This window comes from uncultured Ruegeria sp. (assembly GCF_947504215.1).
In the GTDB taxonomy this organism is placed as follows: domain Bacteria; phylum Pseudomonadota; class Alphaproteobacteria; order Rhodobacterales; family Rhodobacteraceae; genus Ruegeria.
Genome location: NZ_CANNGO010000005.1, coordinates 94,925 through 114,107 on the forward strand (window position 1 = coordinate 94,925; position 19,183 = coordinate 114,107).

The window sequence follows — 19,183 nt, forward strand, 5'->3', positions numbered from 1 at the left end:
ACACTTTTTCACGGTCTGTCGGGATGCTGGGCGGAAACTGTCCCGGAATTGATCGATATGAGTCTTGCAAACAAACTGGCACAGGAACGGCGCGCGCGTCTGGCGGCCGAGCGGTTGCTAGATCTGAAACAGGCAGAACTGTCCGCTGCTAACCGCGAATTGGGGCGCTACGCCATGGCGCTGACCAGGCGTATCGACGAAACCCAGGCCGAGGTTGAGACGGTTCGGGGGGAGAACGAGAAGGTCAAATCTGACCTGACCGTTGCCAACGCCAAGATTGAGGTGGCAGAACGTCGCCTTTGGCATTCGATCCAAACCATTCAGGACGGGTTTGCCTTTTTTGACGGTGACAGCAGGCTGATCAGTGCCAACGCGGCTTACCTGAGCGTGTTTGAGGGGTTGGATGACGTCGCGCCGGGTGTGTCTTACTCGCGGATTCTCGAGCTTTTGATGACCGAAGGGATTGTGGACACCGGACCAGAACCGGCCGAGGCATGGCGCGCCAGAATGCAGGATCGGTGGGCGCGTGCAAACCCACCACCGGTGGTGATCCAGCTTTGGAACGGGCACTACATTCGCCTCATCGATCAGCGCGGCAGTGGTGGTGACGTCGTGAGCCTGGCGCTCAACATCACCGCCACGGTCCGACACGAGACCGAGCTTAAGGCCGCGCGCGAACGCGCCGAGGCTGCGAACCGGGCAAAATCGGCATTTCTGGCCAATATGAGCCATGAAATACGAACGCCGATGAACGGTATTGTCGGAATGACTGAACTGCTGAGCGAAACGCCCTTGGACGAAGAACAGCGGCTGTACGTCAAGACGATCCGCAACTCGGGCGAAGCATTGCTGGTCATCATCAACGATGTTCTGGACTATTCCAAGATCGAGGCTGATAAGCTGACCTTGCATCCTGAAAAATTCGATCTGGAACGGTGCATCCTTGAGGTGGCGATGTTGTTGCAACCCAGTGTGCGGGACAAAGGACTGACGCTGCTGGTGGATTACGATCTGTTCCTGCCGACACTTTTTGTGGGCGATCCGGGCCGGGTGCGGCAGGTCTTGACCAATCTGGTGGGCAACGCTGTGAAGTTCACCGCCGAAGGCCATGTGCTGATCAGGGTGACTGGTGTGCCGGATGCCAGTGATCAGACCTGTGACATCCATATTGCAATCGAAGACACAGGCATCGGCATCGATGCGGACAAGGTTGGGCACATCTTTGGGGAATTCAATCAGATCGAGGATGAACGCAACCGTCAGTTCGAAGGCACCGGGTTGGGTCTGGCGATCACCAAGCGTCTGATCACGATAATGGGCGGTTCGGTTTGGGTCGAAAGTGAGCCGGGTCAGGGGTCGTGTTTTGGCTTTCGTATGTCTTTGCCGGCTGCCGAAGGGCCACAGCCTGCGCCGCCGGATCTGGCTGATCGCTTGAAGCACGTCATGGTGGTCGAAGATATGGCTGTCAACCGCGCCATTCTGGCCAAACAGCTGGGTCGTCTTGGAACCGATGTCACGGTCTGCGCATCAGGGGATGAGGCGCTTGCAAAGCTTGATAATTCGATTGACCTTGTCCTTTGCGATCACGACCTGCCGGACATGGATGGGGTCGAGCTGGCAACGCACTTGAAAGAACGGGGCTGGGGCGACCTGCCGGTTGTAGTGATGTCCAGCAACCCCGGTGCCATTCACGCCGACCCTGCACGCCATCTGATCGAAGGTGTTTTGCAAAAACCAATCCCCCGGTCCGAGCTGTATTCCCGACTGATGGCCCTTGGAAGCCCGGCGTTGACGTCAGTCTCGTCAACCGGCCCAGAAACCGTCGATGCGGAGCCTGCAGGGCTGCCCAAGGGGCGAAGGCTCATGCGGGTTCTGGCGGCTGAGGACAACCGAACCAATCAGTTGATCCTGAAAAAGATGGTCAAGGATCTGAACATCGACCTGCGCTTTGCCGCCAACGGGATAGAGGCCGTTGATGCCTTTGAGGACTTTGATCCTGATCTGATCTTCATGGACATCTCAATGCCCAAAATGGACGGAAAGCAAGCCACCGGGGAAATTCGTCGGTTCGAGATTGAAACAGGTCGTCATGTCCCGATTGTTGCCCTGACTGCCCATGCGATGGCGGGAGACGATCAGGGAATTCTGTCCGCTGGTCTGGATCATTATCTGACCAAGCCGCTGCATAAAAAGCTGATCCATCAAATGATCCTGAAACACTGCCCCCAAAATGCTATTCCAATCATTGCTGAATCAGAACAGGCTGACTAGGCTGAGCACATGTCAAAGGATCGAGGCTTTCGCGCACGCGCCTTGGGCGAGATCGCCATTCGCTGCGCAGATATGAACGCCATGGTTGCGTTTTATGAAACTGTGATTGGTCTGGAACGGCTGCACGGGGACTATAACAGCGCAATCGTGTTTTTTCGCATTGCCGAAGGGTTTGGCGGGCATACACAGGTGCTTGCCCTGTTTCACCACTCTGTCTCACTACGCCCCGGTCTGCATCCGTCAGGTACGGCCCGGCCCGTCACAGGCGCTGGCTCAGCGTTGCATCACATAGCACTTTCCCTGCCGTTTGAAGAACAGGATGCCGTGTTGCGCTGGTATGATGAGATCGGACAGCCTTATAGGATCGAGGAGTTCGGCTGGATCGGCTGGCGCGGCATTTTCACCGAAGACCCCGAGGGGAACACAGTTGAACTGGTGGCCTATGACTCTTCGATGTTGGATCAAGCCTGATAGGGTCGCACGAAGACGGGCTTGTCGTTTTCGGACAGGTCCGGGCGATATGCGTAGCCCCCGATATCGAAATCCAGCAGCCCTTTTGGATCGGTTAGACGATGCTGGATGACAAAGCGGGCCATGGCCCCACGCGCTTTCTTGGCAAAGAAACTGACAATCTTGGGGCTGCCTGCTTTGTCTTCCATAAAGACCGGCGTTATGGTGCGCAGTTTTAAGGCTTTGGGGTCGACTGCGCCAAAGTATTCCTGACTGGCGCAGTTCACCAATGTTTCGCTGCCCACTTCTGCGGCCTGCACGTTTAGCGCTTTGCTCAGCTGGTCGCGCCAGTATTCGTACAGGTTCTTGCCGCGTCGGGTTTTCAACCTGCTGCCCATCTCCAACCGGTAGGCCTGAATGGCATCCAAGGGGCGCAAGACGCCATAGAGCCCTGACAGGATGCGCAAATGGTCCTGGGCCCACGCCATTTCATCGGCTTCCAGCGACACGGCCTCAAGACCTTGGTAGGTGTCCCCTGCAAAGGCCAGAGCAGCGGGTCGCGTTTTGTCAGACCCGGGATCATCGGAAAAGGCACGATAGCGATCCCGATTCAGGCGGGCCAGATCATCGCTGAGGTCCATAAGCTTTTTAAGATCGCCAAGCGTCAGGTTGCGCGCGGTTTTGGACAAACGGATGGCGTCGTCCTGAAAAGCGGGGTCTGTCGCTGTCACGTCTCGCTCTGCCCAGTCCAGCCGCTTGGCCGGGGAAATCACTACCAGCATATCCGCCCTCGTTTTTGCCTGTCAGACCCGTATCTAGCCTGCTGTCTGCAACACGTCCAGAAAGGCCGCGCCAAACCTTTCGTGACGACGGTCGCCCAGAAGTTGTTCCAGTGCACGCGCATCACAGCTGCGCAATTGCGCCACCTTGGCCAGTTGCGCAGCCGAGCAGGTCAGCGGCTTGTCAATCCCGTCCAGACCGCGGGACAATTGGTTCTGTACGGCCAGCAATTGATCATAGATGTCGCCTTGTTCGCGCCCAGCCAGTTTGCGGCGCGCAGGGTGCACGGCCTCAGTTGCTCCAGCGACAACTTCCAGAAACGTATCCCCGTAGCGCTCCAGCTTTTTTGCGCCCACGCCGCCGATCCGGGCCATGTCATCCAGAGTCGTCGGGCGTTTCTCGGCCATTTCGATCAGGGTGCGGTCCGGGAAGATCACATAGGCCGGCACCCGTGCGGCCTCGGCCAGGGCGCGGCGTTTGGCTTTGAGGGCGGACAGCATCGGGGCGTCTTCTTCCGAAACCATCATTTTGACGGCTGGACGCCGCGTGGCTTTGCGCAGCGTGTCCTTCCGCAGGTTGATCTGGGCTTCACCTTTCAGGATCGGCTTTGCCGCTTCGGTCATGCGCAGTGCGCCGTGGCGTTCGGGGTCAGGCCGGACCAGATCATGCCCCATCATCTGCCGAAAGATCGCCTGCCATTGCTGGCGCGACCAGTCCTTGCCAATGCCATACGTGGACAAGGCATCGTGACGACGATCCCGGATTTTGTCCGTTTCATTCGCAAGAAGGATGTCGATCAGGTGGCCTGCGCCAAACCATTCGTCTGTGCGCAAAATCGCAGACAGAGCCATGCGGACCGGCGTGGTCCCGTCAAAAACCTCGGGCGGGGTATCGCAGAGATCGCATTTGCCACAGGGTTCAGCCTGTTCGCCAAAGTAGCCCAACAACGCTTTTCGACGGCACCCCAAGGCCTCGGCCAAACCCAGCAGAGCATTCAATCGCGCGTGATCAGCCATGCGACGTTCCGGTGGGGCAAGTCCTTCGTCAATTTGTGTTCGGCGCAGGCGAATGTCGTCGGGACCGAACAAAGTCAGTGTTTCGGCGGGGCCACCGTCGCGGCCCGCGCGGCCGATCTCTTGGTAATAGGCTTCGATGGATTTCGGCAGGTCCGCGTGGGCGACCCAGCGTATGTCGGGTTTATCGATCCCCATGCCGAAAGCGACAGTCGCGACAACGATCAAACCGTCCTCGCGGGCAAACCGGGTTTCGACGATACGGCGATCCTCGGCCTCCATCCCGCCGTGATAGTGGCACGCAGTGTGGCCTTCGGCGCGAAGCGCTTGGGCCAGAACCTCGGTCTTGTTACGAGTGCCGCAATAGACAATACCAGATTGAGTTTTGCGGGCTTCGGCGAAATCGAGAATCTGCTTTCGCGGCCCATCCTTGGCGGCAAATGCCAGATGGATATTGGGTCGATCGAACCCACGCAGAAACTTGCGCGGGGCAGTGCCGTCAAACAGCTTCTCGACAATCTCGTCCTGTGTCTCTGCATCCGCGGTGGCAGTGAAGGCCGCCAGTGGGACATCCAGCGCACGTCGCAGCTCTCCGATCCGCAGATAATCGGGTCGGAAATCGTGACCCCATTGGCTGACGCAATGGGCCTCGTCCACGGCGATCAGGCTGACATTGATCCGGCGTAGCATTCCCATCGCGGACCCTGCGGCCAGTCGTTCTGGCGCCATGTATAGCAGCTTGAGCCGACCGGCTTCCAGCGCCTCCCACACGGCATCGGTTTCTTCGGGGGTGTTTCCGGATGTAAGTGCGCCGGCCTCAACCCCGGCCTCTTGCAGCCCGCGAACCTGATCCCGCATCAGGGCGATCAGCGGGGAAATCACCACTGTGACCCCATCGCGTAGCAAGGCAGGCAATTGGAAACACAGGGATTTACCGCCACCCGTAGGCATAATGGCCAGCACGTTTTCGCCCGCCGTCACGGCATCGACGATCTCTTCCTGCCCGGGGCGGAAATCATCGAATCCAAAGACATCTCGCAGCAACGGTGCGGCGTCGAACATGTGCGGGGTTGCCCTGTTTTAAGGTTTGTCTGCTCTTTAGACAGGACAATCACATACTAAGATTCAGTGAACAAGGGGGAATAGGTACGCCTATATCAGCCCAAACAATGTCGGAAGGATGTAGCTTCGGAGCGAGATAATTATGATGAACACGACCAAGGGTGTCAGATCAATGCCGCCCAAGTCTGGCATGACGTTTCGGATCGGGCGATAGATCGGTTCCAACAGCTTGTTCAAACCATACCAGAGTTGCGCAACAAATTGCTGGTTTAGATTCAAAACTTGGAAGTTGATCAGCCAGCTCATGATGACATGAACAATGACAAACCAATAAGCAATGCTCAGAATTAGGTCCAATGGACCGTATATTGCCATCATGTTTGCGAACTCCGATCTTGTTTGGCGAGAGGTAGTTGTTTGTTCGGCAAAGAGCAAGACTGCCGCAACAGAACGCTTGCGAAATGCAGCAAACACTCGTCTTATTAAAACAACAATAAAACAGAGGCAGGTATGGCAGAGATTTCCAAGCGCAAGCGCATCTGGGGCTGGTGGTTTTTTGATTGGGCCAGTCAGCCGTATCACACCTTGCTCGTCACATTTGTGTTTGGCCCCTATTTTGCGGGGATTGCTGCCGAGTTTTTCGTAAACTCAGGTCTGGATTCTGATGCCGCGGACGCCCGTGCGCAGACGGTATGGGCCAACTGCATGACCATCATTGGATTGATTATCGCATTTGGCGCGCCGTTAATGGGAGCGATGGCGGATGTATCGGGCCGTCGCATGCCATGGATTTTCGCCTTTTCGGTGATGTACGCGGTGGGCTCAGCTGCATTGTGGTACACGTTGCCGGATGGCTCGAACATGTGGTTGATGTTGTCGGCGTTTGGTCTGGGCTTTGTCGGTGCCGAATATGCGCTGATCTTCATCAACTCGCAGCTTCCGGATCTTGGCGATGACAGCGAAGTGGGTGAGATTTCTGGGTCAGGGTTTGCTTTTGGCTATTTCGGTGGGCTGATCTCGCTTGCCATCATGCTTTGTTTGTTTGTCGAGCAGGCCAATGGCAAGACATTGATCGGGATGGACCCGATGTTTGGTCTGAACGCGGCTGAACGCGAGGGCACCCGCTTTGTCGGGCCCTTCACGGCCGGCTGGTTCATCCTTTTCATGGTTCCCTATTTCCTGTGGGTTCGCGACGATCCCGAACCGGACAAAAAAGGCAGTATCGGTGAGGCATTGCGATTGCTGGGCCATTCCATTTCCGCCTTACGCCACCGGGTCAGCCTTGCCTCTTACCTTGGTTCGTCCATGCTGTATCGCGATGCCTTGAACGGGCTTTATACGTTTGGCGGCGTTTATGCGCGGCTGGTGCTGGAATGGGATCTGATCAAGATCGGTGTGTTTGGCATCGTCAGTGTGCTGGCTGCGGCGGCTTTTGCCTGGATCGGCGGTAAGCTGGACAGGAAGTACGGTCCCAAGCCGGTCATTATCGTGGCCATCTGGGTACTGATTTTCGTCTGCGCGACCATCGTACTGATGGATCGGACACAGATCTATGGCATCACATTGCCCGAAGGATCGGGCCTTCCTGATCTGGTCTTTTTTGGCTGCGGTGTCCTGATCGGTGGCATGGGTGGGATTTTGCAATCGGCCAGCCGCTCGATGATGGTGCGCCACACTGATCCCAGAGCCCCGGTTGAAAGCTTTGGTCTTTACGGGCTGTCAGGCCGCGCCACGGCGTTTGCAGCGCCCATGCTGATCGGGATTGCAACAACTGTAACGGGGAGTGCACGTTTGGGGGTGTCACCCATCGTTCTGTTGTTTATTCTGGGTCTAGTCCTGATGCGCTGGGTCAGACCGGAAGGGGATCAGAGCAGATGATTTTACTACGTTTTTTGGCGATATTGGCCACGATAACTTTGGCAGGCACGGCTGGAGCACAGCCCTTGGCCAAACAGTTGTTCGGGGCCCAAAAGCAAAACTCACAACAAAAACCGGCCGCGTTCGGCAGTTACTCGCGCGGATGTGCTGCCGGGTCGGTGCAATTGCCCGAGACGGGGCCGACATGGCAAGCCATGCGTTTGTCGCGCAATCGCAATTGGGGACACCCCGAGGCGGTTGATTATGTACAGGACCTCAGCAAGTTTGCCGCCAAACAACCGGGATGGAACGGTCTCTATGTTGGGGATATCAGCCAGCCGCGCGGCGGACCGATGACATCCGGGCACCGCAGTCACCAGTTGGGTTTGGACATCGATATCTGGATGCTGCCGGGCGACGACATGCGCCTGTCACGCAAAGCGCGCGAAAACCTCTCGTCCATTTCTTTGCGCCGGGCCAATGGGGCCTATGTGAATGGCAACTGGACCAAGCAACACCATGCCGTTTTGAAAGAGGCTGCCAAGGACAAGCGCGTGGCACGAATATTCGTGTTCCCCGGCGCCAAAGTTCAGATGTGCAATGATGAGAATGGCAACCGCGCCTATCTGCGCAAGATCAGGCCATGGTGGGGGCATCACTATCACTTCCACGTGCGGCTCAAATGCCCGCGCGGGTCCCGCGGATGCGTGAACCAGGACGCGCCACCCAAAGGGGATGGGTGCGCTGAGGCGCAACAATGGGTGCAAAACATACTGAACCCGCCGCCGCCAGATCCAAACGCGCCAGCGCCCAAGAAGCGCAGGGAATACCGTTTGGCAGATCTGCCCCAGCAATGCGCCGCAGTTTTACAATCCAACTAGTCGCGGCGCTGCTTCTGGCCGGATCGGTTTGGGCCGTTGACGTTAAGATGGCCTCTCATCTGGGCAGCTTTGCATGGCGGCACAATACCGAATGGTTTGGCGGGTTTTCGGCCATCCATCTCTCGGATGACGGTGGCAGTGCAATCGTTCTGAGCGACCGTGCCACAGTGTTGTCGGTCAGGTTCCAACGGGACGGGGTCGAGATAAAAGATGTTCAAATCCTGGGCCATTGGCCGGTTCTGTCCAGCACTGGCCGCATCATGCTGGGCTATGCAGGTGATTCCGAAGGCATAGCGGTCGCGCCGGATGGCAGCTTCTTCGTGTCTTTCGAAGGTGTACATCGGGTGGCTTATTACTCAGCACCGGGGACCAATGCGCGGGTCTTACCACGCCCACAGGTGTTTGATGAGCTTGATCGCAATGGCTCGTTCGAAGGCCTGGCGATTGATGGACAGGGGCGCCTTTATACGCTGACCGAGAAAAACAGGACGGTTCAGGGAAACATCCCAGTGTATCGCTGGGACGGACAATCCTGGTCCACACCGTTCGTCCTGCCGCCGCGGGATGGGTTTTTGCCTGTTGCCGCCGATTTTGACCCGGATGGCCGGTTCTATGTTCTGGAGCGTAAGGTCACTCTGACCGGGTTCCGCACGCGTTTGCGTCGGTGGCAGATCGAAAGTGATACGCCCGTCGCCGAAGAAACATTGTTTGAGACCGGCACAGGCACACATGACAATCTGGAAGGCCTGTCAGTGTGGCGTGACAATCAGGGGGTCCTGCGCGCAACCATGGTGTCGGATGACAATTTCATTGGCCTGCAGCGGACAGAGATTGTCGAATACGCCTTGCCTGATTGACTTGCCAAACGCATCCCGACCCGCTAGAAGCGCGGCTTGCCTTGGGATGAGCCCTTGGCCAAGTCGCCGCTACCTTGTCAAAACGGGCATCAAAATATGCAACGCGCTTACATTCCCGGCATTATTGCCATGGCCACGATTGTTGTGGCCTCGAACTTTCTGGTCCAGTTCCTGATCCTTGACGGGCTGTTGACCTGGGGTGCTTTCACCTATCCGCTGGCCTTTCTGGTCACCGACATCATGAACCGCGTCTATGGCGTGGGACCGGCCCGCAAGGTCGTGTTCGCCGGGTTTGTCACCGGTATCATCTGCTCGCTGATTGGCAGCCAGATCATGTTGCAAGGTGATGGGTTCACCTATGCCGCCGTGCCGCTGCGGATCGCCGTCGCATCCGGTACCGCCTTTCTGATCGCTCAGTTGACCGATGTCACCGTGTTTAATTCGCTGCGTGGTGGCCGTTGGTGGCGGGCGCCGCTGGTGTCGACTCTTGTAGGATCGGCGCTGGATACGGCGATCTTTTTCACCATCGCCTTCTCGGCGTCGGTTGCGATCTTTGGTGCCAATGCAGACGCCGCGATCAGCTGGGCGTGGGAGCCTGTGCCCTTCATGCTGTCCGGGCCGTTGGCCCCGCTTTGGGTGACCTTGGCGTTCGCTGATTGGCTGGTGAAACTGTCGCTGGCGATGATTGCGTTAATCCCGTTCAAGGTAATCGTTGCGCGGTTGACCGCGCAACCAGCCTAAAAAACGCTTTGAGAATGGCACAACTTGTGGCACGCTTCTTTTCAACCGCAACAGATAGAAAAGGAGGTGATCCAGTGTCGAGAAAGAGATTGGAGAGAGGTGTCGGAACAACCGGGGGGATCGCCTGTTAGGGCAGCCCTTGGCGGAGCGCTCGCTCCGGCTGGTCGATTGATCTAACCGACCCAACCTCCTAAACTTTCGAAGGGCCGTCCCGCAGGGGCGGCCCTTTTTGTTTTTGGCCAGCGCCTATAAGGTTCGCAGTATGTTGCGCATCAATGATGATATCGCTTTGCACGACTGGGAACTGACCGAGAGCTTTGCCCGCTCTTCGGGGCCCGGGGGGCAAAACGTCAACAAAGTCTCAACGGCGGTTGAGCTGCGCTTTGAGGCTGCGCGTTCTCCTTCTTTGCCTGATCCCATCAAGGCGCGATTGAAGCGGCTTGCCGGGCGGCGTTGGACCAAAGAAGGTGCGATCATCATCCAGTGTGAAGAGACGCGGTCGCAGGCGCGCAACCGCGAAATCGCACGCACGCGCCTGATCGAACTGATCGCCCGAGCATTGGTCAAACCCAAGCGGCGTATTGCGACCAAACCCACTTACGGTTCCGTCAAACGTCGGTTGGCAACAAAAAAAGCGCGATCAGACGTCAAAGCCTTGCGCGGCAAGGTGGCCGAAGATTGATCTGGTAACTTCTTCGGGCGTTGCTACTCTGCTTGTCAAAGGCGTCAGGGAGGCAAAGCCATGAGGTTGGAGGGAAAAACCGCGATCGTAACAGGCGGCGCATCTGGTTTTGGTGCAGGCATCGTTCAAAAATTCCTGGCCGAAGGGGCCCGTGTCATGATTGCCGACATTAATGAGGATGCGGCCAGAGATATGGCGGATCAGCTTGGCGTGAATGCAGTTGCCCAAGCGGTCGATGTGGCCGATGCGACCTCGGTTCAAACCATGGCTGATGAAGCTCTTGGCCGTTTCGGACACCTCGATATTCTGGTGAACAATGCGGGGGTCACGCATCTTCCTACCCCGCTGGAGGATGTCAGCGAAGAGGATTTTGACCGCGTCTTCGCCGTGAATATGAAATCGGTTTACCTCACGGCGCGGGCATTGGTGCCGCATATGAAGTCTCGCAGCGCCGGGGCCATTCTGAATGTGGCGTCTACCGCCGGTCTGTCCCCGCGCCCGAGCCTGAACTGGTACAACGCCTCCAAAGGCTGGATGATCACCGCGACCAAAACAATGGCCGTGGAACTGGCCCCGTCTGGTGTACGCGTAAACGCGATTTGCCCGGTGGCAGGCGAAACGCCTTTGCTGAAGTCCTTCATGGGGGAAGACACACCTGAGATACGGGCCAAATTCCTGTCCACCATTCCGCTGGGCCGTTTTTCTACACCCGAGGACATGGCCAATTCCGCCTGCTTTTTATGCTCGGACGAGGCCAGTATGATCACGGGCACCGCGCTGGAAGTGGATGGTGGACGGTGCATTTGATTTGAACAAGCGGACGACACTCCTATGACACCCGGACCCCGAAATCTGATCACCGATGTGCCTGGTCTGAAGGTTGGGAATGCAAAGGATGACGCGCTGAAATCCGGTGTTACTGTTCTGACCGCTGATCAGTCCTTCGCCGCGTCCGTTCACGTGATGGGGGGCGCCCCTGGCACGCGGGAAACCGATCTGCTGGCGCCAGATAAATCTGTTACACAAATCGATGCAATCGCCCTGTCAGGTGGGTCCGCCTTTGGACTGGACGCCTGTTCCGGGGTATCAGACGCGCTGCGATCGCGGGGCCGAGGCTACTCGGTCGGTAACATCCGGGTGCCAATCGTACCAGGCGCAATTCTGTTCGACTTGCTGAACGGAGGAGACAAGGATTGGGATGAAAACCCCTATCGTGCCTTGGGACGTGCCGCGTTTGAAAACGCCACGGACACCTTTGCTTTGGGCACTGCGGGTGCGGGAACCGGGGCCTTGGCGGCGATGCAGAAGGGCGGGCTTGGATCAGCTTCGCTGATGCTGGACACCGGTGTCACTGTCGGTGCACTGGTTGCCGCCAATCCGTTGGGCAGTGTGACAACACCCAGCGACCGCCATTTTTGGGCTGCGCCATTTGAGATTGGTGGCGAGTTTGGCGGGTTGGGGCCCGATCCCTCAACCGGGTTGGGGCAGCCTTTGGTCAGTCGCAAGGCCTTGGCAATGCGACCCGCTGCTCCGGACAAAGCCAACACGACCATTGCAATCGTCGCAACCGACGCTGGTTTGTCGAAACCGCAATGCCACCGGCTGGCGGTGGCGGCACATGACGGTATCGCCCGTGCCATCCTTCCTGCGCATACTCCGGGCGATGGTGACCTGGTGTTTGGCATCAGTACCGGTGCCCGACCGTTGAAAACCCAGGCAGAATTGGGCGCGATTGGGAATGCGGCATCGCTGTGTTTATCGCGGGCCATTGCAAGGGCTGTCTATCTTGCCTCCCCCGCGAAGGGCGATCTTTTGCCGTGTTGGTCTAGGTTACATGACATAAGTTAAGGACGATGCCTAAACGGCAGTGACACAGTGTCCTCGCGCGGCAATCTGCGCGTTGACTCTCACCTGCACCAGCGGTCCATTCGGTGCAGCCAAATGTATCGGAGCAAAAAGCAATGAATCGCATCCTCGCTACCGCAATTGTCGGCCTTTTGGCCGTACCTGCCTACGCCGAAGGCGACGCAGAAGCCGGAAAAAAAACGTTTAACAAATGCAAATCCTGTCACATGATTGCTGACCCAGCCGGCGAAACGATTGTCAAAGGCGGAAAGACCGGCCCGAACCTGTATGGAATCGCAGGTCGCACCGCCGGAACCTACGAAGGGTTCAAATACGGCGACAGCATTGTTGCCGCAGGCGAAAACGGTTTGGTCTGGGACGAAGCAACATTTGTTGCATACTCACAGGATCCCAAAGCCTTTCTGAAAGACTACCTTGGGGAGACTTCGGCGAAGTCCAAAATGACCTTCAAACTGAAAAAAGGCGGTGAAGACGTGTACGCCTATATCGTAAGCGTGTCTGGTGAGTAACGCCTGATTGCCGCCGCGTGATACAATGAACGAAAGGCCGCAGCCCCTGCGGCCTTTCGTGCGATTGATAACCAGTTGGATCCTCGTCACTTTGGGAACAAGTGATGTGGGCCGCAATGGTGGTCGCGTCACAACGCCAAGCCGATCGGGCCGCAGCTAATATTAGAACCCCGTCGGGAAGGCGGATCGGCAGCAGGAGACGACAGATGGGAATCATGATCCCGGCTTGGGTTGATGGTGAATTGGCCCCCGTGGACAAGCTTGAGGCGCATGAAAAGGGGCTCAAGCACAAGGCGGTCTCCGTCTTCGTCGTACGGGGAACCGAGATTTTGCTACAGCGCCGTGCGATGGGAAAATACCATACGCCGGGTCTTTGGGCGAATACCTGTTGCACTCATCCGGATTGGAACGAAAAGTCCTCGGTCTGCGCTGTGCGCCGCTTGCGCGAGGAACTTGGGATTACTGGTCTTTATCCGGAATATCGCCATCGGTTGGAATACCACGCCGATGTCGGCAACAATATGGTCGAAAACGAAGTGGTCGACGTGTTCCTGGCCCATGTTCGTGGACCGCTGAAGATCGAGCCTAACCCGGACGAAGTCATGGATATTCGCTGGATCGACTATCACGATCTGCTGGCCGAAGTACAGCGGCACCCTGATCGTTTCACCCCGTGGCTCAAGATCTATCTGCACAACCACGCAGACACGATTTTTGGTCCGGACCTGATTATTTCGGCTAAATCCTGACACCCAAGGCGAAACCCTGCCTTGCATGGTCGGGGCAAGCCGCCTAAATCAACGCGTCATGGCCAAGCAAAAGACAGACCCGAATTACAAAGTGATTGCCGAAAACCGGCGTGCCCGCTTCGATTACGCAATCGAAGAGGATATCGAGTGCGGCATCATGCTGGAAGGGTCCGAGGTCAAGTCGCTGCGCGCAGGTGGCTCGAATATTGCTGAAAGCTATGCATCGGTTGATGACGGAGAGTTGTGGCTCGTCAACAGCTACATCGCGCCATACGATCAGGCAAAATCATTCAAACACGAAGAGCGTCGCCGCCGCAAACTGTTGGTCTCGCGCAAGGAATTGTCGAACCTGTGGAACGCGACCCAGCGCAAGGGCATGACGCTCGTACCGCTGGTTCTGTATTTCAATCACAAAGGTCTGGCCAAGATTAAGATCGGCATTGCCAAGGGCAAGAAGACCCATGACAAGCGTGAAACTCAAGCCAAGCGGGATTGGTCACGCCAGAAACAGCGGCTTCTGAAAGATCACAGTTAAAACGGTTCAGTTTTTTCCTAACCAACCCGGTCAAAACGCCATTGTTGCCTGAACCGCGCGCTGCCAGCGCGCATAAGCAGCGTCGCGCTCGGTTTCGGGCAAGGCAGGGTCGAAGCGCTGATCCAGGCGCCACGTCTCAGCAAAGCCATCCTGATCAGGATAGATCCCGGCTTTCATTCCGGCCAGCCATGCGGCGCCCAGTGCAGTGGTTTCCTGCATTACCGGCCGGTCAACGGGCGCGCCAAGATAGTTGGCCAAGCCCTGCATGGCCCAGTCAGATGCGCTCATCCCGCCGTCGACGCGCAGGATGACATTCGCATCGGCGCCCCAGTCGCCTTGCATGGCATGCCACAGATCGCGGGTCTGGAAGGCGATGCTTTCCAGCGTTGCGCGGGCAATTTCGGCCCGGCCCGAGTTTCGGCTAAGCCCGAACATGGCGCCGCGGCAATCCGGCTTCCAGTATGGCGCCCCAAGGCCGGTGAAGGCCGGAACCAGCACCACATGCTGGTTTGGATCGGCCTTGGCGGCAAGATCACCGCTTTGCGGCGCTGATTCGATGATTTCCAATGCATCACGCAACCATTGCACCGCTGCACCTGCGATAAAGATAGACCCCTCCAGCGCGTAAGTCCGCTGTCCGTCCAACTGATACCCGATGGTCGTGAGCAGGCGATTTTTGGAGGCGACCGGCGTTGCCCCCGTGTTCAGCAGCGCAAAGCACCCGGTGCCATAGGTCGATTTCATCATACCCGGTTGGAAACAGGCCTGACCGATGGTGGCTGCTTGCTGGTCGCCTGCGACGCCCAGAATGGGAATGTTACCGCCCAAAAGAGATGTGCTGCCGAAGTCGGTCGCACAGTCGCGCACCTCGGGCAGCATGTCCAAAGGTACATCCAGTAGATCGCAGATTTCCGGGCTCCATACGCCTTTGTGAATATCGAACAGCAGGGTTCGGGCCGCGTTGGTAGCGTCTGTGACATGGCTGCGCCCTTCGGTAAGCCGCCAGATCAGAAAACTGTCGATGGTGCCGAACATCAGCTCGCCAGCCTCGGCGCGCGCGCGGGCGCCGGGCACTGTGTCCAGAAGCCATTTGACTTTAGTGCCCGAGAAATACGGGTCCAACAGCAAGCCTGTTTGCGCGGTGACATCATCCTCGCACCCCGCCTGACGGTAGCGCGCGCAGATATCGGCCGTCCGCCGGTCCTGCCAGACGATGGCGTTGTGGATGGCCTTACCGGTCGCGCGATCCCAAACGACGGTGGTCTCACGTTGGTTGGTGATGCCGATCCCTGCGATCTGAGCGGCAGTGACCCCGACAGTTTCCATAACCTCGCGGCAGACCGTCAGAACACTGTTCCAAATGTCTTCCACATCATGTTCGACCCAGCCTTCCTGAGGGAAATGCTGCGGGAATTCGCGCTGCGCGGTGCCGACACGCTGCATCTGCGCGTCGAACAAAATCGCGCGTGAGGACGTGGTGCCCTGATCGATTGCCAGAATATAGGTCATGCCTGCGCTTCTCCCCCGCTTCGTTTTGCGGGACTTTAGCGCAAACAGTTGCGGTCCTGCCAGAGCAGAAATCAGGCTGGCGTGACCGGGATATTGTCGATCAGCCGAACGCCATCCGCCCAGGCGGTGATGAACAACCGGGCTGGGCGCGAGGCGCGAGGCAATTCTTCCAAACTGTCAGCACAGCGCAGGTCGATATATTCGACCTCGGTGAAACCGGCGTCGATCAGTTTGGCCTTTGCCTTTTGCGCCAGCGGTGCAAAGGCTTGCCCGTTTGCCAACTCGGCAGCCAGCGCTTGCATGATTCCGCTTTTCTTCGCGGCAATGTTCAGGCCCTCGGGCGACAGCATCAGATTGCGCGATGACATGGCCAGACCCGACGGTTCTCGGATTGTCGGGCAGCCAATGACTTTGATTGGAATATCTAGATCACGCGCCATGCGGCGAACAACCAGCAGCTGTTGATAGTCTTTTTCCCCGAAATAGGCTCGATCTGCTTGGGTTTGCAGGAACAGCTTGGCCACAACTGTGGCCACCCCTTCAAAATGCCCGGGCCGGAATGGCCCCTCCATGACATCGGTCAGCCCCGAGACTGTCACCGTTGTCGAAAACCCTGCGGGATAGATCTGATCCGGGTCGGGAACATAGATCGCATCCACACCGTAAGGCGCCAGTTTTTCGGCATCTTCAATTTCAGTGCGCGGATACTTGGCCAGATCTTCGGGGTTGTTGAATTGTCTTGGGTTCACAAAGATCGTGACGATCACCCGTTCGCAGTCGGCCTTTGCGGCCTCGACCAATGACAAATGCCCCTGATGCAGCGCGCCCATTGTTGGGACAACACCAATAACCTGGCCGTTTTGGTGCCATTCGGACGTTAATACGCGCAGATCTGCCTGACGGCGCAGGATTGGCGCGGTCATGCTCTCGAACCCTTGGACGGGGCCTGATCTGCAAAGACGTGTTCCTGAGCCGGGAAACTGCGCGCCCGAACCTCGGCCGCGTAGTCTGCAATGGCCTGTTCCGCCAATGGGCCAAGCTCGGCGTAACGTTTGACGAATTTCGGTTTGAACGCTGTGAAGAAGCCCAGCATGTCGTCGACCACCAGAATTTGCCCGTCACATCCGGCAGACGCGCCGATCCCAATCGTCGGGATTGCAATTTCAGCGGTGATCCGATCGGCGAGTGCTTGCGGAACCTTCTCTAACACGACGGAAAACGCCCCTGCATCCGCAACAGCCTGAGCATCGGCCAACACCGCCTCGGCCTGCTCATCGCGGCCCTGCACCTTGTAGCCGCCCAACGTGTTGATCGATTGCGGCGTCAAACCGATATGGGCCATCACCGGGATGCCGCGCTTGACCAGAAAGCGGATGGTTTCGGCCATCTCGACGCCGCCCTCCAGCTTCACTGCGCCTGCTCCGGTTTCTGCCATCAGCCGTGCCGCGTTTTGAAAGGCTTGGGCCGGGTTTTCTTCGTAGCTGGCAAAAGGCATGTCGATGACCATCATGGCCTTCTGCAGCCCGCGGGCGACGGCCTGCCCATGCAAGATCATCATCTCCATGGTCACACCAAGGGTCGAGGGCAGACCGTGCAGCACCATGCCGACGCTGTCACCCACCAGAACAAAGTCGCAATGGTCGTCCATCAGCTGCGCCATGGGCGTCGTATAGGCAGTCAGACTAACCAGAGGTTCGCCGCCTTTTCGGGCTCGAATATCCTCGGCGTTCGGGGCTTTTTTGCGGGCGGTGGCGCTCATGCTCGCTCCTGCGGGGTTCATGTTGCAGTGCGGCATAACAGATCGAATGAGGTTATAGAAACCCCGGTTGCGCGAACATTTCCTTGAATGACCTTAGGTTTAAAGGGACATTGTGGGTACGGTGACCCGCAATTCGACGGGTCAACGCGTATTAGTGGGTGGAGAATTTTATGACAAAGCAGATGTTTCGAACCGTAAGCTCAGTGTTGGCAATGAGTGTCAGCGTTCTCGCGGGCCAGGCTTTGGCAAAATCGGATATCACGATTGCCATGCAATTGGAGCCGCCGCATTTAGACCCGACAAGCGCCGCAGCGCAGGCCATCGATTCGGTCGTTTACACAAATGTATTCGAAGGGCTGACCCGATTCATGGGCGATGGATCAGTCGTGCCCGGCCTGGCCGAAATGTGGGAGATTTCCGATGACGGGACCGTCTACACATTCACGCTGAGGGATGGTGTGACCTTTCACGATGGCACCACGATGGACGCCGAAGATGTCAAATTCAGCCTTGACCGTGCCACGGCCGAAGACAGCGCGAACGCGCAGAAAGCGCTGTTTGCCGGAATTGAAACTGTCGAAGTCGTCGATCCTTTGACTGTCAAGGTCACCTTGTCAGAGCCGAATGGGAGTTTCCTGTTCAACATGGCCTGGGGAGATGCGGTCATCGTTGCGCCGGAGAGCATTGATGGCATCAAGACCAACCCGGTCGGGACCGGGGCTTTCGCGTTTGGTGAATGGGTTCAGGGCGACAGCATCACGTTGAACCGGAACCCCAACTATTGGGGCAATGAGCCCGCGTTAGAGACTGCGACATTCAAGTTCATCTCGGATCCAACCGCTGCCTTTGCGGCCATGATGGCCGAGGATGTGGATGCGTTCGACAACTTCCCGGCGCCGGAAAACCTGCCTCAGTTCGAGGCTGACCCGCGTTTTAAAGTTCTTGTCGGTTCGACCGAGGGTGAGACGATTCTGTCCACCAACAACAAGCAGCCGCCATTTGACGACATTCGTGTACGTCAGGCGCTGGCCCATGCCATCGACCGGCAGGCAATCATTGATGGGGCGATGTTTGGGTATGGCACACCGATTGGATCCCATTTCGCACCACATAACCCGGCTTACGTCGATCTGACGGGCAATTCAGCCTACGACCTGGAAAAGGCCAAAGCGCTGCTGGCTGAGGCAGGTTTTGCCGATGGGTTCGAAACCACTCTGCATCTGCCGCCGCCGTCTTACGCCCGTCGTGGCGGAGAGATCATCGCCGCACAGCTGGCCGAGATTGGGATCACCGCCGAGATCATCAATGTCGAATGGGCGCAATGGCTGGAATCGGTATTCAACGGCAAAGACTTTGGACTGACCATCGTCAGCCATACCGAGCCGATGGATATCGGAATCTACGCCCGGCCTGAATATTATTTCCAGTATGAGAGTACGGACTTCCAAACCTTGATGGCGACGCTGAATTCGACCACGGCCCCTGAAGAACGGGCAAAGATTCTGGGAGAGGCGCAGCGATTGATCGCAAATGACTATGTAAACGGTTATCTCTTCCAACTGGCTAAACTGGGCGTCGCCAAGGCCGGTGTCCAAGGACTTTGGGAAAATGCCCCTACCGCTGCAATAGATTTGACGGCAATAAGCTGGAATGAATAAAAGC

General features: G+C 57.4%; 19 protein-coding genes. 13 read left to right on the forward strand and 6 right to left on the reverse strand.

The window, feature by feature from the left end:
• The first annotated feature begins 57 nt into the window (after positions 1 to 57).
• Both Q1B21_RS11095 and Q1B21_RS11100 read left to right on the forward strand, forming a co-directional pair.
• Complete coding sequence (locus Q1B21_RS11095; RefSeq protein ID WP_299889358.1) at positions 58 to 2,271, forward strand: response regulator; 2,214 nt, start codon at positions 58 to 60, stop codon at positions 2,269 to 2,271.
• Between the two features lie 9 nt (positions 2,272 to 2,280).
• On the forward strand, positions 2,281 to 2,742 hold the full coding sequence (locus Q1B21_RS11100) for a VOC family protein (RefSeq protein WP_299889360.1): 462 nt from the start codon (positions 2,281 to 2,283) through the stop codon (positions 2,740 to 2,742).
• On the opposite strand, the gene yaaA is transcribed toward Q1B21_RS11100, so the two are convergent.
• The 3 genes from yaaA to Q1B21_RS11115 form a co-directional block, all read right to left on the reverse strand.
• Positions 2,733 to 3,503: a peroxide stress protein YaaA gene (gene yaaA / locus Q1B21_RS11105; protein ID WP_299889362.1), complete on the reverse strand. Its 771-nt coding sequence runs from the start codon at positions 3,501 to 3,503 to the stop codon at positions 2,733 to 2,735. The genes Q1B21_RS11100 and yaaA overlap by 10 nt on opposite strands.
• A 33-nt stretch (positions 3,504 to 3,536) precedes the next feature.
• Positions 3,537 to 5,576: a DNA helicase RecQ gene (recQ, locus tag Q1B21_RS11110; RefSeq protein ID WP_299889364.1), complete on the reverse strand. Its 2,040-nt coding sequence runs from the start codon at positions 5,574 to 5,576 to the stop codon at positions 3,537 to 3,539.
• 90 nt (positions 5,577 to 5,666) lie between these two features.
• Positions 5,667 to 5,954 (reverse strand): YggT family protein, encoded by a 288-nt coding sequence (locus Q1B21_RS11115; protein ID WP_298934203.1) that lies wholly within the window; start codon positions 5,952 to 5,954, stop codon positions 5,667 to 5,669.
• Between the two features lie 132 nt (positions 5,955 to 6,086).
• Between Q1B21_RS11115 and Q1B21_RS11120 the strand changes: the two genes are divergently transcribed.
• The 10 genes from Q1B21_RS11120 (at position 6,087) to smpB (ending at position 14,253) form a co-directional block, all read left to right on the forward strand.
• A complete protein-coding gene (locus Q1B21_RS11120; protein WP_299889366.1) occupies positions 6,087 to 7,454 on the forward strand; it encodes an MFS transporter in 1,368 nt (455 codons plus the stop codon).
• Complete coding sequence (gene mepA / locus Q1B21_RS11125; RefSeq protein WP_299889368.1) at positions 7,451 to 8,314, forward strand: penicillin-insensitive murein endopeptidase; 864 nt, start codon at positions 7,451 to 7,453, stop codon at positions 8,312 to 8,314. Before Q1B21_RS11120 ends, mepA begins: the two co-directional genes overlap by 4 nt.
• Positions 8,287 to 9,171: an esterase-like activity of phytase family protein gene (locus tag Q1B21_RS11130; protein WP_299889370.1), complete on the forward strand. Its 885-nt coding sequence runs from the start codon at positions 8,287 to 8,289 to the stop codon at positions 9,169 to 9,171. Before mepA ends, Q1B21_RS11130 begins: the two co-directional genes overlap by 28 nt.
• Positions 9,172 to 9,267: 96 nt before the next feature.
• The gene (locus Q1B21_RS11135) at positions 9,268 to 9,912 is read left to right on the forward strand and encodes a queuosine precursor transporter (protein ID WP_299889372.1); all 645 of its coding nucleotides are present in this window, start codon (positions 9,268 to 9,270) and stop codon (positions 9,910 to 9,912) included.
• 262 nt (positions 9,913 to 10,174) lie between these two features.
• Positions 10,175 to 10,594, forward strand: coding sequence for an alternative ribosome rescue aminoacyl-tRNA hydrolase ArfB (gene arfB, locus Q1B21_RS11140; protein ID WP_298934213.1), 420 nt, complete (start codon positions 10,175 to 10,177; stop codon positions 10,592 to 10,594).
• 60 nt (positions 10,595 to 10,654) lie between these two features.
• Positions 10,655 to 11,401, forward strand: a complete 747-nt coding sequence (locus tag Q1B21_RS11145) for an SDR family oxidoreductase (protein WP_299079310.1) — start codon at positions 10,655 to 10,657, stop codon at positions 11,399 to 11,401.
• A 24-nt stretch (positions 11,402 to 11,425) separates the two neighbouring features.
• Positions 11,426 to 12,442, forward strand: coding sequence for a P1 family peptidase (locus Q1B21_RS11150; protein ID WP_299889375.1), 1,017 nt, complete (start codon positions 11,426 to 11,428; stop codon positions 12,440 to 12,442).
• Positions 12,443 to 12,555: 113 nt separating this feature from the next.
• Entirely contained in the window at positions 12,556 to 12,969 is a 414-nt protein-coding gene (locus Q1B21_RS11155) for a c-type cytochrome (protein ID WP_298934220.1), read from the forward strand.
• A 206-nt stretch (positions 12,970 to 13,175) separates the two neighbouring features.
• On the forward strand, positions 13,176 to 13,718 hold the full coding sequence (idi, locus tag Q1B21_RS11160) for an isopentenyl-diphosphate Delta-isomerase (protein ID WP_299889377.1): 543 nt from the start codon (positions 13,176 to 13,178) through the stop codon (positions 13,716 to 13,718).
• Between the two features lie 58 nt (positions 13,719 to 13,776).
• A complete protein-coding gene (smpB, locus tag Q1B21_RS11165) occupies positions 13,777 to 14,253 on the forward strand; it encodes an SsrA-binding protein SmpB (protein WP_298934224.1) in 477 nt (158 codons plus the stop codon).
• Positions 14,254 to 14,283: 30 nt separating this feature from the next.
• Here the strand turns inward: smpB and glpK are convergent, their stop codons facing one another.
• From glpK to panB, 3 genes are all read right to left on the reverse strand, one after another.
• Complete coding sequence (gene glpK, locus Q1B21_RS11170; RefSeq protein WP_299889380.1) at positions 14,284 to 15,762, reverse strand: glycerol kinase GlpK; 1,479 nt, start codon at positions 15,760 to 15,762, stop codon at positions 14,284 to 14,286.
• Positions 15,763 to 15,833: 71 nt separating this feature from the next.
• The gene (panC, locus tag Q1B21_RS11175) at positions 15,834 to 16,685 is read right to left on the reverse strand and encodes a pantoate--beta-alanine ligase (protein WP_299889381.1); all 852 of its coding nucleotides are present in this window, start codon (positions 16,683 to 16,685) and stop codon (positions 15,834 to 15,836) included.
• On the reverse strand, positions 16,682 to 17,521 hold the full coding sequence (gene panB, locus Q1B21_RS11180; RefSeq protein ID WP_299889383.1) for a 3-methyl-2-oxobutanoate hydroxymethyltransferase: 840 nt from the start codon (positions 17,519 to 17,521) through the stop codon (positions 16,682 to 16,684). The genes panC and panB overlap by 4 nt, the downstream gene beginning before the upstream one ends.
• Before the next feature lie 170 nt (positions 17,522 to 17,691).
• On the opposite strand from panB, the gene Q1B21_RS11185 reads away from it, so the two are divergent.
• On the forward strand, positions 17,692 to 19,179 hold the full coding sequence (locus Q1B21_RS11185) for an ABC transporter substrate-binding protein (protein WP_299889385.1): 1,488 nt from the start codon (positions 17,692 to 17,694) through the stop codon (positions 19,177 to 19,179).
• Positions 19,180 to 19,183 lie beyond the last annotated feature (4 nt).

What these genes read in the sequence shown, in the direction of transcription:
- Q1B21_RS11135 (WP_299889372.1), top strand. Translation starts at nt 9,268, where the DNA reads ATGCAACGCGCTTACATTCCCGGCATTATTGCCATGGCCACGATTGTT.
- Q1B21_RS11100 (WP_299889360.1), top strand. Translation starts at nt 2,281, where the DNA reads ATGTCAAAGGATCGAGGCTTTCGCGCACGCGCCTTGGGCGAGATCGCC.
- Q1B21_RS11120 (WP_299889366.1), top strand. Translation starts at nt 6,087, where the DNA reads ATGGCAGAGATTTCCAAGCGCAAGCGCATCTGGGGCTGGTGGTTTTTT.
- arfB (WP_298934213.1), top strand. Translation starts at nt 10,175, where the DNA reads ATGTTGCGCATCAATGATGATATCGCTTTGCACGACTGGGAACTGACC.
- Q1B21_RS11185 (WP_299889385.1), top strand. Translation starts at nt 17,692, where the DNA reads ATGACAAAGCAGATGTTTCGAACCGTAAGCTCAGTGTTGGCAATGAGT.
- yaaA (WP_299889362.1), bottom strand. Translation starts at nt 3,503, where the DNA reads ATGCTGGTAGTGATTTCCCCGGCCAAGCGGCTGGACTGGGCAGAGCGA.
- recQ (WP_299889364.1), bottom strand. Translation starts at nt 5,576, where the DNA reads ATGTTCGACGCCGCACCGTTGCTGCGAGATGTCTTTGGATTCGATGAT.
- Q1B21_RS11155 (WP_298934220.1), top strand. Translation starts at nt 12,556, where the DNA reads ATGAATCGCATCCTCGCTACCGCAATTGTCGGCCTTTTGGCCGTACCT.
- Q1B21_RS11145 (WP_299079310.1), top strand. Translation starts at nt 10,655, where the DNA reads ATGAGGTTGGAGGGAAAAACCGCGATCGTAACAGGCGGCGCATCTGGT.
- Q1B21_RS11095 (WP_299889358.1), top strand. Translation starts at nt 58, where the DNA reads ATGAGTCTTGCAAACAAACTGGCACAGGAACGGCGCGCGCGTCTGGCG.
- Q1B21_RS11115 (WP_298934203.1), bottom strand. Translation starts at nt 5,954, where the DNA reads ATGATGGCAATATACGGTCCATTGGACCTAATTCTGAGCATTGCTTAT.
- mepA (WP_299889368.1), top strand. Translation starts at nt 7,451, where the DNA reads ATGATTTTACTACGTTTTTTGGCGATATTGGCCACGATAACTTTGGCA.
- Q1B21_RS11130 (WP_299889370.1), top strand. Translation starts at nt 8,287, where the DNA reads ATGCGCCGCAGTTTTACAATCCAACTAGTCGCGGCGCTGCTTCTGGCC.
- glpK (WP_299889380.1), bottom strand. Translation starts at nt 15,762, where the DNA reads ATGACCTATATTCTGGCAATCGATCAGGGCACCACGTCCTCACGCGCG.
- smpB (WP_298934224.1), top strand. Translation starts at nt 13,777, where the DNA reads ATGGCCAAGCAAAAGACAGACCCGAATTACAAAGTGATTGCCGAAAAC.
- Q1B21_RS11150 (WP_299889375.1), top strand. Translation starts at nt 11,426, where the DNA reads ATGACACCCGGACCCCGAAATCTGATCACCGATGTGCCTGGTCTGAAG.
- idi (WP_299889377.1), top strand. Translation starts at nt 13,176, where the DNA reads ATGGGAATCATGATCCCGGCTTGGGTTGATGGTGAATTGGCCCCCGTG.
- panB (WP_299889383.1), bottom strand. Translation starts at nt 17,521, where the DNA reads ATGAGCGCCACCGCCCGCAAAAAAGCCCCGAACGCCGAGGATATTCGA.
- panC (WP_299889381.1), bottom strand. Translation starts at nt 16,685, where the DNA reads ATGACCGCGCCAATCCTGCGCCGTCAGGCAGATCTGCGCGTATTAACG.